We start from the raw sequence: 16,228 nt of genomic DNA, 5'->3' as shown, positions 1-16,228 counted from the left end.
ATGTATAATGAGAATGGGGGTTCTAAATACCTAAATAAAAAGGCTTATTGGAGGAGAAAAAATGTTAAAAAGATTAGGTCGAAAACTAAAAGACCAACGAGGATTAACACTTATTGAATTACTAGCGGTTGTTGTTATTTTAGGAATCATTGCAGCCATTGCTGTTCCAAGTATTGGTGGGTTGATTGATAACTCAAGAAGAGATGCTCATATTGCAAATGCGCAGCAGATGGTGAGTGCGGCTAGATTAGCAATGACAGCAAATGAGCTTGGTGAAGATAGCTCTATCACTTTAGAAGAGTTAATTGATGACGGTTATTTAGAGCCAGTAGAAGATCCATCAGGTGCCGGTTATGATGAGGATGCTTCTTTAGTTACAATTGGTGAGAATAACGGAAACCCTACTTATAACGTAACACTAATAGAAGATGGTGGAGGCGTTACTTATATTGATGAGGAAAATCCTGGCGACCTTACACGAGATGGTATTACTTTAGAATAAGAGAATAATCTAATTATGAAAATAATTATTCTAATCTACGGTCTCCTCCTAGGCTCCTTCTACAATGTAGTTGGCCTTCGAGTGCCGTTAAAAAAATCGATAATTAAACCTAGGTCTGCTTGTCCATATTGTCAGCATAAGTTGACAGCGAAAGAGTTAATTCCTGTTATATCGTATTTATTTCAAGGGGGAAAATGTGCCAACTGCAAAGGGCCCATTTCTCCCCTTTATCCTATTATGGAGTTGTTAACAGGTCTATTATTTTTGTTTGCCTACAGTCATTTTGGGCTGCAGCCAGAATTAATTGTAGCGTTAACACTGATTTCCTTATTTATCATCATATTTGTTAGTGATAGTAAATACATGATTATTCCTGATAAGGTTTTACTATTTTTTGCGGTTATTTTTGTTATTGAACGGATGTTTATTCCATTGTCTCCTTGGTGGGATTCTTTTATTGGTGCGTTCGTCGGCTTCACCTTACTCCTTCTTATTGCCATTGTAAGTAAAGGTGGAATGGGCGGAGGCGATATTAAGCTGTTTGCACTAATTGGATTTGTTGGTGGTGTAAAACTAGTGCTGTTATCTTTCTTCCTTTCGACATTATTTGGAGCAGTAGTCGGGGGTATAGGTCTTGCTATTGGGCTATTTAAAAAAGGTCAGCCAATTGCTTTTGGACCATACATAGTTGCAGGTACAATACTGACTTATTTTTATCAAAACCAACTACTTGTTTGGTATTTTTCGTTATTTAATTAGAGGGGGGCCTCTGCATGTTCTCACAGCTTTTCAAAAAAAATAACAATAGAGTCAACTTAATAATTTCAGAAGACAGCATTCGTTTTGTGGAACTAAAACATAAACAACCGCTTTCCGTTCATGACTATGGAGAGTATTCCCTCCCTGAGGGGCTTATTTCGGATGGGAGAATCATGGAGAGCGAAACACTCTTTACCATCCTTGAAGAATGTGTTGCTGAGTGGGGAATCAAAAAGCGAGAAGTGCAGTTTACCGTTCCCAATACCCAAATCATTGTGAGGCAGATGACAATTCCTTCTGATATAGAAAACGATGAAGTGTTCAATTATTTATTTCTTGAAATAGGAACAAGTATTCACCTGCCGTTTGAAAACCCTTTATTTGATGCTGTTGTTGTCGGAGAGAAGGACGAGAAAAAAGAGATCATTCTTGTAGCAGCTCCAGAAGAAATTATTCTGAACTATCAGCAACTATTAGAAGATGTTAAATTAAAACCTGTTGCAGCGGATATTGGTCCGTTAGCTCTTTACCGTTTTCTCTATTATGAAGGCATAACAGAAGAAAACAATCATGAGTTAATTTTATATTTTACACCGAAAGAATTAATTGTTAGTATATTTCATCAACATCAACCAGTGTTTAATCGTCCAGTTGTCCTAAACCAGGAGTCAGAACTGCTTTCTGAAAGTAATGCGCAAGGCGTCAATGATGATGGGCTGCTTCGTCTTGAGGATACGTTTAAAGAGCTTGAAAAAATTATCAGTTTCTATCAGTATTCACTGAACAAAAATGAAGTAATGATAGATAAGGTTCTTCTTACAGGTGAGCATCCTTTTTTAAATGAGATTCAGTCCCACTTAGAGACAAGACTGGCAAAACCTACTTCTATCGTAGAGTGTAAAATAAAAGATTCGCAAACAGGAGAAACGATACCTGCTGCTTATGCTCTAGCCATTGGTCTTGGATTAAAAGAGGTGCTTTAATGTTAGTTGATATTAATTTACTTCCACAGAAAGAAACGAGAAAAAAAGCGCTGCTTTATAGTATAGTCGTCATTATAGCGCTACTCCTTTTTGCGTTAGGAATATTATTCTTTTTACGGTATTCCCTGCATTCAGATGTAGAGAACTTGTCTTCTCAATTGCAGAAGAAACAAGAGCTTCGGGTTGTGTTAGAAGGTAATTTAACAGGCTATGATGTTTCCAATGCTGGTGAGCAATTAAAAGCGGCAGTTCGTTGGGCTGAAAAATATCCTATTGAAACGGTTCCTGTGTTGGACCATTTGATAGACCTTTTACCTGAAAGAGGATTCTTTGAAGAATTCAATTACGGTGAAGATGGTGTTATTACGTTAAATATCCAGTTTGATTCAAGTAGAGAAGCAGCATACTACCTAGACCGTCTAGAAACATCTAATTGGATAACAGACGCTAAAATAGTGAAGCTAGAAACAGTGACAATTAATGACACAGAAAATGATACAATCACTAATGATCATTCTCTTCCGCGCTATGTTGGGCAATTTGAAATAATGCTAAACAAAAATTTGATAAAGACAGAATTGGAAACAGGTGGGACAGAAGCAAGCGGTGAAGGGAGAGAGAGTGAATGAACCTTCATTTGACTAAGCGAGAATCGCTAATTATCATTGGGACATTTTTGCTGTCTTCTGTTATTGTGTTCAGTTTTTACTGGCTGTTTTATCAACCTGTAGCAAAGGAAAAAGAGCATATAGAAAATGAAATAAAAGTGGAAAATAAACTTATTTCCGCTCTTGAATCGAAAATGGAAGAGATAGAACAAAACACATTCGAAGATACGAGTTCACTACAAAAAAAAGTTCCAGTGAAACCCTTTGAGCAGAAGCTGTTAATTGATCTAGAAAAGGCGGAGGTTATTTCAGGAAGCTTGATAAAATCGATAGAGTTTACTGACGGAGAGGTGTCCCTTCCTTTAACAAGCATAACTGCAGAAGAAGGTATAGAATCAACAAATAATGCTGATGAAAATGCTGTGAATAAAGCGGAAACGATAGAAGTTTTACCGAGTGGATTAAAGAAATTAACAGCTACGCTTTCTGTTGATACGGAAAATTATTTTGAATTAAAGAATTTTATAGCACAATTAGAGAGTCTAGATCGAATTGTTGAAGTGGAACAAATAGCGTTTACAGGTCCTAAAGAAATTTTTTCCTATGAGGATGAAGATGAGACGATAAGCTTTATTTTAGTTATCTCTACCTTTTATTTACCTGATTTAATAGAGCTTGCAGAAGAACTGCCGAAATTCGATTCTCCAGAGCCAGCTAACAAAAAAGATCCCTTTCATCGTTTTCCGAACAAAAACAATGAGTGAATGGATGAATAGCAAGCTAAACTTTTAAAAAATTTGACGAAAACCAATAAGGACAAGACGACAAAAGTCTTGTTCTTTTTTTTATTCGTTATGATAGCATGAAAAAAACTAGTTTAGGAGGGCGGCATTTTGGACAAGCAGAATAAAAAAAACACGAAAATTTCGATTAAGATTAATGGTGAGAAAACAGATAAACAGGATGACCTGCTTGTACATAATTGGAAACTTGGAGAAAAAGAAACGGCAGCTGCAGAGGAAAAATTAGATGAAGATAGCTTCGAATGGGTACTGCCAGAAGAGCAAGTATCTACACCGAAAGAATACAAAAAAATCAATTATGTACAAGACAAAAAGTTAAAAAATAGAAAGATAAAAAATCCCTTTAAAGGTTCCTCTAGTATTATTATGTCTCTTATAGGAGCGATAGTGGTGGGCGTTGTACTTGGATTTGGAACCTTAAAGGTTATTACTAACACGGATAGTCCGTCTACACCTGCTGCTAGTTTACAAGATGAATCGGCAAGTACTAAAGGGAAGGAGGTTAAAACAGCAGCTGCTGAACTGAAGGGGTTATCTATTCCTGTTATTCAAGGTGGAGTTTTCTCAACGGAGGAATCTCTAGAAGCAACGAGAAAATCCGTTGAGGGAAAAGGAATACCAACAGCTAAAGTGGAGAAAGATGGACAGTTTTATTTAGTTGTTGCAGCTTCTGGGGAATTAGAAACGGCAAATTTAGTAAGTGATCAATATAAAGATAAAATTGATGTATATGCAAAAGAATTTGTATTGGACGGTAAAACAGTGCAAGTAACAGAAAAGGAAAAAGAATTTCTTGAAAAAGGGAACGAGGTATATTCACTACTTGCACAAGAAAGCTCCAACGGGTTAGTGATGGGAACGACGAACGAAGGGGTAATGACCACTATTAAGGAAAAGTTAAAAGCAATTGAGGGAATAAAAGTTGAACAGGAAAGTATTCAGGAGATGAAAAATAATTTAATCAACGCAGGAAATGCACTGATTGGGCTAAAATCAAGTGATGATGCACTAGAAGCTCAAAAACAAGTCCTTTCTTATCTAGAGATATATGGAAGTCTAAAGTAGCCATTATGAATTATTTGTCTTCGTATGGGGGCTGACCAATTGATACCCTTATTAAAATAGCTAACTCTATAAGGGGGATAGTTAAAACTTGCTATCTAAACTCGTAGGTCGGCCTCCTTTCTCTTTTTCATAAAAATGAACGTATCACACTTGTCCATATAGGATGAATTTGGTAATATAATCTTGTATCTCCCATTCTATAAACGGAAAGGACGGGTTAGGTTGTCCACTATCATTTTAGCCTCTCAATCTCCCCGACGAAAGGAATTACTTCAACAATTAAACCTTACATTTTCTATTCAAAAAAGCGGCGCTGATGAAACAATTGTAGAAAGATTAAAACCGGAAGACTTTGTTCTAGAGTTGGCAAAACGGAAAGCTGTAACCATTGCGAAACAGAACCCTAATGATTATGTCATTGGTTCTGATACCATTGTTACTTATGGTGATGAAATACTAGAGAAGCCGGGAAATAATGAAGAAGCAATAAAGATGCTAAAGATGTTATCTGGAAGAACGCATTCGGTTTATACGGGTGTAGCTATTTTCCATAAAGGTGAACAAACAATTTTTTGCGAAAAAACAGATGTAACATTTTGGGAGCTTTCAAAAGAAGAAATAGACAGTTATATTGAGAGCGGTGAGCCATTCGATAAAGCCGGCGGGTATGGGATTCAAGGTTTAGGTGCCATGTTCGTTAAAGAAATTAAAGGGGATTACTATACGGTAGTCGGTTTACCTCTATCCAAAGTGTACAGAGAGTTAAAAAGAATGGGTTACCGCACATAATGCTCCCTTTATGTTACTAAGGGAGGAAAACATTTGTCTGTTAAAACGAAAAGCTCACTCATGATAAAGGACTTTCCACAAGATGAAAAACCAAGGGAAAGGCTGGTAGCCAATGGTCCTGAAAGTTTATCCAATCAAGAGTTACTAGCTATTTTACTGCGTACAGGTACAAAGTCAGAATCAGTTCTGCAACTTTCCAATCGACTCCTTCAGAAATTTGAAGGCTTGCGTCTTTTGAAGGATGCTTCATTAGAAGAAATTACTGAAACAAAAGGGATAGGAGCTGCAAAAGCAGTACAGATTATGGCTGCGGTAGAACTTGGAAGAAGAATTAGTAATTTGTCTTATGATGACCGCTATATTATACGATCCCCGGAAGACGGTGCTAATTATGTGATGAACGATATGCGTTTTTTGTCACAAGAGCATTTTGTCTGTCTTTACCTCAATACGAAAAATCAAGTTCTTCACAAACAAACTATCTTTATAGGGAGTTTAAATGCCTCAATCGTACATCCCCGTGAAGTTTTTAAAGAAGCTTTTCGTAGATCTGCAGCCTCCATAATTTGTATTCATAACCATCCCTCCGGAGATCCCACTCCGAGCCGTGAAGATATTGAAGTGACGAAGAGACTAGTGGAGTGTGGAAAAATCATTGGGATTGAGGTGCTAGATCATCTTATTATAGGAGAGAGAAAATATATTAGTTTAAAAGAAAAAGGATATTTATAGCACTATGATTTTTTAACTTGTTGCGATATAATATTGTTTATGATTTTTGCACAAATTAAGGAATAAGGAAAAGCTTGTTTATGAAACAGAAAGGGATTTTTCTTGATAGGCTTTGTTTTATTATGCTTTTCTTTTTATTTGAATAGTTATACACCCTTTTAACATCATATAATGAAAGGGACATTTAGTTAAAATACGAGATAATAAAAGGTTAACGGTACCTTACGTTCTATCAGTTGAGGGGTGTATTAAATGGGACACCTCTTAGCTTCTTGTTGACGATAACCAGCCAATCCGTATCAGAAAGGGAGATACAATTAATGTTTGGAACGAAAGATTTAGGAATCGATTTAGGAACAGCTAACACACTTGTATATGTAAAAGGAAAAGGGATTGTTGTACGTGAGCCTTCTGTAGTTGCACTCCAAACCGATAGTAAGCAAATTGTTGCTGTTGGTAATGATGCAAAAAATATGATTGGTCGGACACCCGGGAACGTTGTAGCATTACGTCCTATGAAAGACGGTGTTATCGCTGATTATGAAACAACTGCAACAATGATGAAGTATTACATAAAACAAGCTACACGAGGAAAAGGAGCTTTCTCAAGAAAACCTTATGTCATGGTTTGTGTCCCTTCTGGCATCACTGGAGTAGAAGAGCGGGCTGTAATAGATGCAACTAGACAGGCTGGGGCAAGGGATGCTTATACAATTGAGGAACCGTTTGCCGCTGCAATAGGGGCTAATCTGCCAGTTTGGGAACCGACTGGTAGCATGGTTGTTGACATTGGTGGAGGTACGACAGAAGTAGCAATTATTTCTCTAGGCGGAATTGTTACTAGTCAGTCTGTCCGTGTCGCAGGAGATGAAATGGACGATGCTATCATTAATTATATCCGTAAAACCTATAATTTAATGATTGGTGACCGTACTGCAGAAACAATTAAAGTAGAAGTAGGGTCAGCTGGTGATTCAGAAGGTATTGAACCAATGGATATACGGGGGCGTGATCTTTTGACAGGACTACCCAAAACAATTGAAATAACTGCAGAAGAAATTGCATCTGCTCTGTATGATACAGTTTATGCTATTGTAGAAGCAGTCAAGACTACGTTAGAGAAGACTCCCCCAGAACTAGCAGCAGATATTATGGACCGTGGTATTGTGTTAACAGGTGGTGGAGCTCTGCTTCGCAACTTGGATAAAATTATCAGTGATGAAACAAAAATGCCTGTTCTTATCGCAGAAGAGCCTCTTGACTGTGTTGCAATCGGAACTGGTAAGGCACTCGATCATATCCACTTATTTAAAAATCGCGGGAAATAACGGTTATGATTCTTTGTAAGCTGTAATGATTGGAAACAAAGAAGAAAAGTAAGGGGACTGTTCAACTACTGGACAGCCCCATCTTTTTTGTGCTGAATAAAACTTTTTTTCTTACCTAACTAGTAGGTTTATCTTCACTAGTTAAGTGCTTTATCTATTTTAAATAAAGGAAATGATTATCCTTTATGCTATAATGCAAAAGGATAATAAAAACATTGAAAACGAAGAAGAGGTATCCTGTGATAGATATCAAAATTTGTTTTCTTTTGGTATATTACTATTAGAACTAGAAAAGGTTGAGGTGTACATCATGCCACAATTCTTCCTAAATAAACGCTTAATTATTCTTCTAGTCAGCATTATAGTTCTCGTGGCATTAATAGGTTTTTCATTAAGAGATCGAGAGAACATAAGTTGGCCGGAACAATTTGTAAAAGATATGGTCGGTTTTGGACAATCATTAGTTTCAAAGCCTGTAAACTATGTTGGAGGGTTTATTGAGAATATTGACGATCTTCAAAATACATATACTGAAAATCAAAAATTAAAGTCTCGTTTAGAAGAACTTGTAAAACTAGAAACAAAAGTAAGAGATTTAGAAAAAGATAATAAAGAGTTAAGAGGTGTCCTTGATAAGAAAGATGATGAAAACCTCCGTAACTATACACCAATCCAAGCGACAGTTATCGCACGAAACCCGGATCAATGGCAAGAGCTTCTTTCAATTGACAAAGGAGAAGTTCATGGGATTAAGTCGGATATGGCGGTTATATCATCTAGAGGATTAATTGGAAAAGTAAAAAGTGTAAATGAATTTTCTTCTACTGTTGAGCTGTTAAGTTCAGAAAACACAAAAAACCGGATTGCTGCAGTTATTCAGGGTGAGAAGGATATAGATGGTTTAGTAGAAGGGTATGATGAAGAAACAAAAAGGTTATTAGTAAAGCGAATTCCTTACGATATGAAGGTAAAAAAAGGATCCAATGTTATAACATCTGGTCTTGGAGGTGTATTCCCAAGCGGTCTTGTTATTGGAAAGGTGATGGAAATAAAACCAGATCAATATGGACTAACACAGACTGCTTACGTAGAGCCGTCTGCAGATTTTTATGACTTGGAGCATGTCATGGTCATAGAAAGAGATGCACAAAAACCTGAAGAAACTAGTTCAGAAGAGGAGGAAGAGTAATGTTAAAAAAACTCCTCTTACCTTTTTTGGCTCTAGCCTGTTTTTATAGTGAAAGTCTTTTTGTAACCCTTTTCCCTGGAGAATCTTTATTCAGTGGGCGTATTCTTATACCTCATTTTCTTGCTGTGTTTCTTTTGTTTGTTTGTGCCTACTATAATTACCGCATAGCATTGCTATATGGGTTTATATTCGGTTTTCTTTTTGACATTTACTATACTGAAATAAATGGTATCTATCTTGTGTTGTTTCCATTTATTATCTTTTTAGCAGATAAAATGTTAAAAGTTCTCCATAACAACTTGTTTGTATTCTGTTTGATTGTGCTGGTGAATCTGACTGTATTAGAGTTCCTTGTTTATCAGATAAACCTCATTATTCAAAAGACAGAGTTAACAATTATGCAGTTTGCTGATTGGCGCTTATGGCCTACTCTAGCATTTAATGTTGCATTTTATATTTTGTTCTCTTTTCCACTACGAAACCTGTTAATAAGACAGAGAAAAGAAATTTTTGATGAATAATGAACATGATTTTTTTCTACAAAAAAAGGAATTTGGCCTAGTTTTGTCGAATTAAATGACGACTGAGGTGAATATAACGTCATGAACAATAAGCAAAATGTAATGATAAAAGGGACTAAAGAAGGTTTAACACTTCATTTAAATGACCAGTGTTCATTTGACGTCTTGAAAAAAGAGTTAGACGAAAAGTTGTCGACACACTATCGGGAAAATGAAGAAAGTCCCCTCATTACAGTGAACATTCAAACAGGCAATCGATATTTGCCAGAAGAGAAACAGGAAGAATTAAAAGATATTGTCAGGCAAAAGAGAAATTTGATTGTAAATGATGTAACTAGTAATGTTATAACGAAATCAGACGCTCAGAAGCTGATTGATGAAAAAAATATTGATACTATTGCCGGCATTATCCGTTCTGGTCAAATTGTAGAAGTGCCAGGTGATGTACTAATCGTCGGTGATGTAAACCCTGGCGGCCGGGTACTTGCCGGTGGGAATATATATATACTAGGGGTGTTAAAGGGGATAGCCCATGCTGGATATTACGGTAATACAAAATCTGTAATTGTAGCAGCGAAAATGATTCCTTCACAGCTTCGAATTGCTGAATGTCTTAATAGGGCACCAGACTATTTAGGTAAAGAGGATGTGCATGATATGGAATGTGCATATATTGATGAATCTGACCAAATTGTGGTAGATAGATTACAAGTTTTGAAGCATCTTAGACCAAATATTACTAGCTTTAAAGGGGGGCGCTAATGTGGGGGAAGCCATAGTTATCACATCAGGTAAAGGTGGAGTAGGGAAAACTACTACTTCTGCAAATGTTGGTACAGCATTAGCTCTACAAGGGAAAAAAGTCTGTTTAGTGGATACAGATATAGGACTTCGGAACCTTGATGTAATTATGGGGCTGGAAAACCGAATCATCTATGATCTTGTAGATGTAGTGGAAGAGCGATGCAAAATCCATCAAGCACTTGTAAAAGATAAACGTTTTGAGGATAAATTATTTTTGTTGCCAGCTGCACAAACAAGTGATAAATCTTCTGTCTCTCCAGAGCAAATAAAAAACCTAATTGAATCGTTAAAGCAAGATTATGATTACATTATTATTGATTGTCCAGCAGGAATTGAGCAAGGTTACAAAAATGCGGTAGCTGGTGCGGATAAAGCAATTGTTGTTACGACACCAGAAGTTTCTGCTGTCCGCGATGCTGATCGTATTATTGGCTTGCTAGAAAAGGAAAATATCGAGCCGCCGAGGCTAATTATTAATAGAATTAGAAGTCATATGATGAAAAATGGTGAGATGCTTGATGTGGATGAAATCACAACACATCTATCAATAGATCTTCTCGGAATTGTAGCGGATGACGAAGATGTTATTAAGTCATCCAACAAAGGAGAACCAATTGCAATGGATTCGACAAGTAAATCGGCAATATCTTATCGTAATATTGCAAGAAGAATTCTTGGAGAATCAGTACCATTACAAATACTCGAGGAAGAAAGACGGGGAGTATTTACTAAAATTAAAAAGTTGTTTGGTGTAAAAGCATAACTATTTCAATCAAGCCTAATGAAGATGATTTTTTCATCATTCATTGGGCTTTTTTATATGGAGGTGAATAAATAAGCCGGACAAGTCATACATTGTAGCAATGGTTTACCGGAGATGGAAAGTTTACGTTTTGACGTACAAAATGGGTAGTTGCTTCAACCAATCGTTGATGGAAGTTCCACTTATTTTTATAAAAAGGAATGGTGTATATGGGGAACCGTGCCGATGAGATTAGAAAGCAAATAGCGAAACGGAATAGGGGGAAAAGTCGTCCTATTAAGCGTGGGGATATAAACCATACGAATCCGTCTTACTTGCTTCCTAGTGATGAAGAACGCTATGGGGTAGAGCGGTATTCTAGTTATGAGATGGGCCCCCCGCCTTCAGATAGTGGACATCCTTTATTTAAAAAAGAAACATTCATTATGAAAATTCTTGGAGCGGGTATTTTGGTTCTTTTTACTGCCATTATTTTCAAGAGTCCAGCTCCTATTTTCGACAAAGCAGAAGCGGTTGTAGCGAAATCAATGGAGCAGGAGTTCCAATTTGCCTCCATATCTTCATGGTACGAGGAACAGTTTGGAAAACCATTAGCATTACTTCCGAATAACTCCGAAAAGGCTACTGATAGTAATCTAACTAAAGAAAAACAAGAATATAGTGTACCTGCTTCTACAAAGGTTGTTGAAAACTTCAAGAGTAATGGACAAGGAATAATGTTAGAAACTGGTTTGGGTGAAGAAGTAACTGCAATGAAAGGAGGAACAGTCATTTTCGCTGGCAAGAAAGATGACCTAGGAAATACTGTCATTATCCAACATGAAGATAAGACGGAATCTTGGTATGGTCACTTGGAGTCCATTGAGGTTGCTCAGTATGAACAAGTTGAAAAGGGAAGTTATGTTGGGAAAGTCTCGGATAATAATGATATTTCTGGAGAGTTTTATTTTGCTATAAAAATGGGTGGAGACTTTATAGACCCAATTCAGGTGATCTCCTTTGACTAATATATTGAAAGTTTTTCATAAGGTTTATATACATCCTTTGCTTTGGATGGTTGTCGGAATTGCAATTGTAACAGCACATTTTTTAGAGCTATTGTTATTGCTTCTTATCATACTTGTACATGAAATGGGACATGGGGTAATGGCTCATATTTTTTCATGGAGAATAAAGCGGATTGCGCTTCTCCCGTTTGGAGGAGTCGCTGAAATGGATGAACACGGAAACCGTCCATTGAAGGAGGAGTTTTGGGTAATAACTGCTGGTCCCCTACAGCATTTTTGGATGCTCGGTGTCGCTTGGGGATTAGAGAAGATCTCCTTCATCAGTCCAGCACATTTTGAATTATTTTTTGAATTGAATATGATGGTTTTATTATTTAATTTATTGCCTATCTGGCCCCTTGATGGAGGAAAGTTGCTATCTATCGCATTATCTTCCCGTTTTAATTACATTAAAGCTTATGAATATACATTATATTTTTCTATAATCGTGCTTTTATTATTTCATATCACCGTATTAGTGACCGCTCCTCTTCATTTAAATTTATGGATTGTTGTGTCGTTTTTGTATTTTTCACTTTGGATGGATTGGAAGCAAAGAAGATATACGTTTATGAAATTCCTATTAGAAAGGTATTATGGAAAAAATGGACATTTCCACGAACTAAAGCCGTTATCTATAGATAGTAATGAACCTATAAGAACCGTCGTAGAGAAGTTTCAAAAAGGTTTTAAACACCCGCTTGTTATTATGCAAGATGGAGTAGAAGTAGGTAAGTTGGATGAAAATGAACTGCTTCATGCATTTTTTGCGGAAAAAATGACTTCTGCTAAAACAAAAGATCTTTTATACCTGTATTGATGAAATTATTTTACCTGTTTAAAGTGTAATCGTGAGGTATTAATAGGGAGAGGGCTTCGTAGTGGACAGCCCTCTTTTTTGTATGTCCTTTAGGATATTCTTAATTTAACAGTCTGCTATGATAAACTAGTGGATAATGATTAATTGCATTTAACAAATCAGGGGAACATCCATTAACATTTACGGATAGAAATGAGGAATTTGTTTGAAGGAACTTTACATACAGGCTAGAGGCAGGGAAAAACGTTGGATTTATAAAAAGGATGGAGAAATTGAAGGGTTATTTACTTACCAACCTCATCAAGAATCTCTTGTCGGAAATATATATTTGGGAAAGGTAACAAAAGTTGAAAGAGGGCTAGGAGCTGCATTTGTTGATATAGGGGAAGGGAGAAACGGTTATCTTGCAGAAAAGGATATTCCGCAAAACGTTGAAGCATACTTGCAAAAACAACAGTCAATCCCTATTCATCGCTGTGTACATGAAGGAGAGAAGTTGCTCGTTCAAGTTACAAAAGATGCTTCTGAAACAAAAGGACCGCGACTAACAGCTGTTATTGAATTCAGCACAGAAAATCTGGTTTACATGCCACATGGGCACTATATAGCAGTGTCGAAGAAAATAAATGATATGGAATTAAGAAAAACGCTTAAACGTTTAGGTTACAATTGGAAAAGTGATGAAGAAGGGATGATTTTTAGAACTTCTGCAGCCTTTCTTTCGGAAGATGTTTTACATAAGGAATTTTTGTCCTTAAAAACTCAGTTTGCGCAATTCGCCAGTAATGGAAATAAAAAGAAGGCACCTGCTATTCTCTATGAAACAAACAGCTTTTTTAATGATGTATTGAAGTATATTAAGAAAGGAGATACAGGTGATGTTTATTGTGATGATTTCGAGACGTTAAAAATGATTAAAGCCGCACTCGAACAAGAAAAACTTGAAAAATGGAAGTTTCACCACTTCCATCACTCAGGCGATATTTTTCAGCATTATCAGCTAGATGGCTACTGGGAAAGGCTGTTAAGGAAAATTGTTTGGCTTGATAACGGGGCATTTATTGTTATTGAAGGAACAGAAGCGATGACGGTAATTGATGTCAATTCGGGTAAATTTACCGGAAAAGAAAACCTTGGGCAGACAATAAGAAAAACGAATATCCTTGCAGCAAAAGAAATTGCAAAACAGTTGAAACTTAGAAATATAAGCGGAATGATTATTATTGATTTTATCGATATGAAAAAAGAAAGTGATAAAGCGGAAGTTATTAAAGCATTGGCAAAGGAATTAAAAGCAGATGAACAACGAACGGTTATTGTTGGCTACACAGAGCTTGGGCTGCTGCAACTGACAAGAAAAAGATCTCGCAAGCCGCTCCTTGATTATTTAACAGATGTTTGTCCGGTATGTAGTGGAGTAGGTAGGACTCTAAGTACGGAATCGATTGCCTTTCAGTTAGAAAGAGAGTTGTGGGAATATGAACATACTGATGCAACAGAAATCATTGTTGAAGCAACAGTAGATGTAAAAAAAGTGTTTGCAGGTGAAGGAAATCATCATCTTCATCGTCTAGAAAAGATTTTAATGAAAAAAATAAAATTCCAAATTAATAATCATTCCCATCCCTATTTTCATATAAGAAGAATCAATTAAGCCTAGAATTTATATTGACACCTTTCTTTCTTTTATGATAATATTCTTATGTTATTGTTTTTGTAGCACCCGTGCTGCAACCGCACAAAACAGGTTATTATAAGATCGATTCTTCGGCACCTGTGATTGGCGAGTCTCAAGTTTATAAGGAGGTGCGATTATGTACGCAATTATTGAAACAGGTGGAAAGCAAATCAAAGTAGAAGCAGGTCAAGAAATCTACATTGAAAAGCTTAACTCAGTTGAAGGCGATACGGTAACTTTTGATAAAGTTCTTTTCGTTGGCGGCGATGATGTAAAAGTAGGAAGCCCATTAGTGGAAGGAGCTACTGTTACAGCTAAAGTTGAAAAACAAGGCCGTGCGAAAAAACTTGTAGTATTCAAATACAAAGCAAAGAAAAACTACCGTCGCAAGCAAGGTCACCGTCAACCTTACACTAAAGTTGTTATCGACAAAATCAACGCGTAAGGCGTGATGTTATGATTAAAGTTGCTATTGAGCAAACTTCCAATGAAAGAATCCATTCTTTCACAATGGAAGGACATGCAGATTTCGCTGAACATGGGCAAGATATCGTTTGCGCTGGGGCATCTGCTGTTTCATTCGGTTCTGTTAATGCCATTATGTCATTAACAGGTGTAGAGCCACTCATTGAGCAATCTAGTGATGGTGGTCTCCTACGTTGTCAGATTCCTAAAAATCTGCCCAGTGAAATAGATGAGAAAGTGCAACTGTTATTACAGGGTATGCTTGTTTCCTTACAAACGATTGAACGTGACTATAGTGATTATATTCAAATAACCTTCAAAAAGTAGGAGGTGGAACAAATGCTAAGACTAGATCTTCAATTTTTCGCGTCTAAAAAAGGAGTAGGTTCGACTAAAAACGGTCGTGACTCTATCGCAAAGCGCCTTGGTGCTAAACGTGCAGACGGTCAATTCGTAACAGGTGGATCAATTCTTTACCGTCAACGCGGTACGAAAATCTATCCAGGATTGAACGTTGGTCGTGGTGGAGATGACACTCTTTTCGCTAAAACTGACGGTGTTGTTCGTTTTGAACGCATGGGTCGTGACAAGAAGAAAGTGAGTGTTTATCCAGCAGCTCAAGAAGCTTAATAGTTTTGTAAAAGTAAAACTCTAGCCGTTTTCGGTTAGAGTTTTTTTATCTTTATACTTAGTGTCTGGCGATTACTTGCGGGGGCATCCCTCGTTGTCTATTCGACCAAGCTACTTCCACTTTTCTTTATATACGTTAGCCCTGGCTTTTGGTATACTTACGTATAAGCACCTTAATGTATAGGAGTTAAAATATGAGTGGAAATTGGAGCGTAGTCGAGGCACTTAGACATGCACGTCATGACTGGATGAATGATCTACAGTTAATTAAAGGGAATTTAGATTTAAATCGAGTAGATAAAGCGAAGCAAATTATTGAAGAAATGGTTTTGAAAGCGCAAAACGAGTCAAAGCTTTCATCCCTTAAACTTCCAAACTTTATAGAGTGGATAATGACCTATAACTGGGGAAAGCACTCTATCCAATTAGAATTTGAAGTGTTACATATAGATTCCGGGCATCATTTAGAGGAAAAGGTTTTGCTGAAATGGTGTCAAACCTTTCTAAATAAGATTGAAGAGATGGTAGAACCATATGCCGAAAATCATCTTTCTTTATCCATAAGTGTTTTCCAAAAGGAAATATGTTTCATATTTGATTTTACAGGTATACTAAATAATAAAAATGAATTAGAAGATTGGCTTTCCAAACAGAAGGATCAAATTAGTATAGAGTTAGAAGTAGAAGATTTGCAAAAGGAAGGATTTGTATTCCAAGTCACATTATTTTAAGGATGACCTTAC

General features: G+C 36.7%; 20 protein-coding genes and 1 other annotated feature. All 20 genes read left to right on the top strand.

Going from position 1 to position 16,228, the window contains the following annotated elements; genetic code table 11:
• Positions 1 to 61 precede the first annotated feature (61 nt).
• Entirely contained in the window at positions 62 to 502 is a 441-nt protein-coding gene (locus ACFSUL_RS11895; RefSeq protein WP_377935668.1) for a type II secretion system protein, read from the top strand.
• 15 nt (positions 503 to 517) lie between these two features.
• A complete protein-coding gene (locus tag ACFSUL_RS11890) occupies positions 518 to 1,261 on the top strand; it encodes a prepilin peptidase (protein ID WP_377935666.1) in 744 nt (247 codons plus the stop codon).
• A gap of 14 nt (positions 1,262 to 1,275) precedes the next feature.
• Positions 1,276 to 2,244, top strand: a complete 969-nt coding sequence (gene pilM, locus ACFSUL_RS11885; protein WP_377935664.1) for a type IV pilus biogenesis protein PilM — start codon at positions 1,276 to 1,278, stop codon at positions 2,242 to 2,244.
• Entirely contained in the window at positions 2,244 to 2,873 is a 630-nt protein-coding gene (locus ACFSUL_RS11880; RefSeq protein WP_377935662.1) for a PilN domain-containing protein, read from the top strand. Before pilM ends, ACFSUL_RS11880 begins: the two co-directional genes overlap by 1 nt.
• On the top strand, positions 2,870 to 3,616 hold the full coding sequence (locus ACFSUL_RS11875; protein WP_377935660.1) for a hypothetical protein: 747 nt from the start codon (positions 2,870 to 2,872) through the stop codon (positions 3,614 to 3,616). Before ACFSUL_RS11880 ends, ACFSUL_RS11875 begins: the two co-directional genes overlap by 4 nt.
• A gap of 129 nt (positions 3,617 to 3,745) precedes the next feature.
• The gene (locus ACFSUL_RS11870; protein ID WP_377935658.1) at positions 3,746 to 4,720 is read left to right on the top strand and encodes a hypothetical protein; all 975 of its coding nucleotides are present in this window, start codon (positions 3,746 to 3,748) and stop codon (positions 4,718 to 4,720) included.
• A 222-nt stretch (positions 4,721 to 4,942) separates the two neighbouring features.
• Complete coding sequence (locus tag ACFSUL_RS11865; protein ID WP_377935656.1) at positions 4,943 to 5,509, top strand: Maf family protein; 567 nt, start codon at positions 4,943 to 4,945, stop codon at positions 5,507 to 5,509.
• Between the two features lie 60 nt (positions 5,510 to 5,569).
• A complete protein-coding gene (gene radC / locus ACFSUL_RS11860) occupies positions 5,570 to 6,241 on the top strand; it encodes a RadC family protein (protein WP_377936133.1) in 672 nt (223 codons plus the stop codon).
• Positions 6,242 to 6,561: 320 nt separating this feature from the next.
• Positions 6,562 to 7,569 carry a rod shape-determining protein gene (locus ACFSUL_RS11855; protein ID WP_377935654.1) on the top strand — a complete coding sequence of 336 codons (1,008 nt, stop codon included), beginning with the start codon at positions 6,562 to 6,564 and terminating at the stop codon, positions 7,567 to 7,569.
• Positions 7,570 to 7,879: 310 nt separating this feature from the next.
• On the top strand, positions 7,880 to 8,758 hold the full coding sequence (mreC, locus tag ACFSUL_RS11850) for a rod shape-determining protein MreC (RefSeq protein WP_377935652.1): 879 nt from the start codon (positions 7,880 to 7,882) through the stop codon (positions 8,756 to 8,758).
• Positions 8,758 to 9,279, top strand: coding sequence for a rod shape-determining protein MreD (gene mreD, locus ACFSUL_RS11845; protein WP_377935650.1), 522 nt, complete (start codon positions 8,758 to 8,760; stop codon positions 9,277 to 9,279). The genes mreC and mreD overlap by 1 nt, the downstream gene beginning before the upstream one ends.
• A gap of 81 nt (positions 9,280 to 9,360) precedes the next feature.
• Positions 9,361 to 10,041 (top strand): septum site-determining protein MinC, encoded by a 681-nt coding sequence (gene minC / locus ACFSUL_RS11840; RefSeq protein ID WP_377935648.1) that lies wholly within the window; start codon positions 9,361 to 9,363, stop codon positions 10,039 to 10,041.
• A gap of 1 nt (position 10,042) precedes the next feature.
• Positions 10,043 to 10,846, top strand: coding sequence for a septum site-determining protein MinD (gene minD / locus ACFSUL_RS11835; RefSeq protein WP_377935646.1), 804 nt, complete (start codon positions 10,043 to 10,045; stop codon positions 10,844 to 10,846).
• Positions 10,847 to 11,055: 209 nt separating this feature from the next.
• Positions 11,056 to 11,853: a peptidoglycan DD-metalloendopeptidase family protein gene (locus ACFSUL_RS11830; protein ID WP_377935644.1), complete on the top strand. Its 798-nt coding sequence runs from the start codon at positions 11,056 to 11,058 to the stop codon at positions 11,851 to 11,853.
• A complete protein-coding gene (locus ACFSUL_RS11825) occupies positions 11,846 to 12,712 on the top strand; it encodes a M50 family metallopeptidase (protein ID WP_377935642.1) in 867 nt (288 codons plus the stop codon). The genes ACFSUL_RS11830 and ACFSUL_RS11825 overlap by 8 nt, the downstream gene beginning before the upstream one ends.
• A 205-nt stretch (positions 12,713 to 12,917) precedes the next feature.
• Complete coding sequence (locus ACFSUL_RS11820) at positions 12,918 to 14,366, top strand: Rne/Rng family ribonuclease (RefSeq protein WP_377935640.1); 1,449 nt, start codon at positions 12,918 to 12,920, stop codon at positions 14,364 to 14,366.
• A gap of 68 nt (positions 14,367 to 14,434) precedes the next feature.
• Positions 14,435 to 14,513: a sequence feature (ribosomal protein L21 leader region), on the top strand.
• 13 nt (positions 14,514 to 14,526) lie between these two features.
• The gene (rplU, locus tag ACFSUL_RS11815; protein WP_377935638.1) at positions 14,527 to 14,835 is read left to right on the top strand and encodes a 50S ribosomal protein L21; all 309 of its coding nucleotides are present in this window, start codon (positions 14,527 to 14,529) and stop codon (positions 14,833 to 14,835) included.
• An 11-nt stretch (positions 14,836 to 14,846) separates the two neighbouring features.
• Positions 14,847 to 15,182 carry a ribosomal-processing cysteine protease Prp gene (locus ACFSUL_RS11810; RefSeq protein ID WP_377935636.1) on the top strand — a complete coding sequence of 112 codons (336 nt, stop codon included), beginning with the start codon at positions 14,847 to 14,849 and terminating at the stop codon, positions 15,180 to 15,182.
• Positions 15,183 to 15,194: 12 nt separating this feature from the next.
• Complete coding sequence (gene rpmA / locus ACFSUL_RS11805) at positions 15,195 to 15,485, top strand: 50S ribosomal protein L27 (RefSeq protein ID WP_071411175.1); 291 nt, start codon at positions 15,195 to 15,197, stop codon at positions 15,483 to 15,485.
• Between the two features lie 194 nt (positions 15,486 to 15,679).
• Positions 15,680 to 16,216 (top strand): Spo0B C-terminal domain-containing protein, encoded by a 537-nt coding sequence (locus ACFSUL_RS11800; protein ID WP_377935634.1) that lies wholly within the window; start codon positions 15,680 to 15,682, stop codon positions 16,214 to 16,216.
• Positions 16,217 to 16,228 lie beyond the last annotated feature (12 nt).

This window comes from Bacillus seohaeanensis (genome assembly GCF_042684945.1).
GTDB classification, from domain to species: domain Bacteria; phylum Bacillota; class Bacilli; order Bacillales; family Bacillaceae_B; genus Rossellomorea; species Rossellomorea seohaeanensis.
Note: the sequence above shows the minus strand (reverse complement) of the source record. Positions and strands in the feature narration are given on the sequence as shown.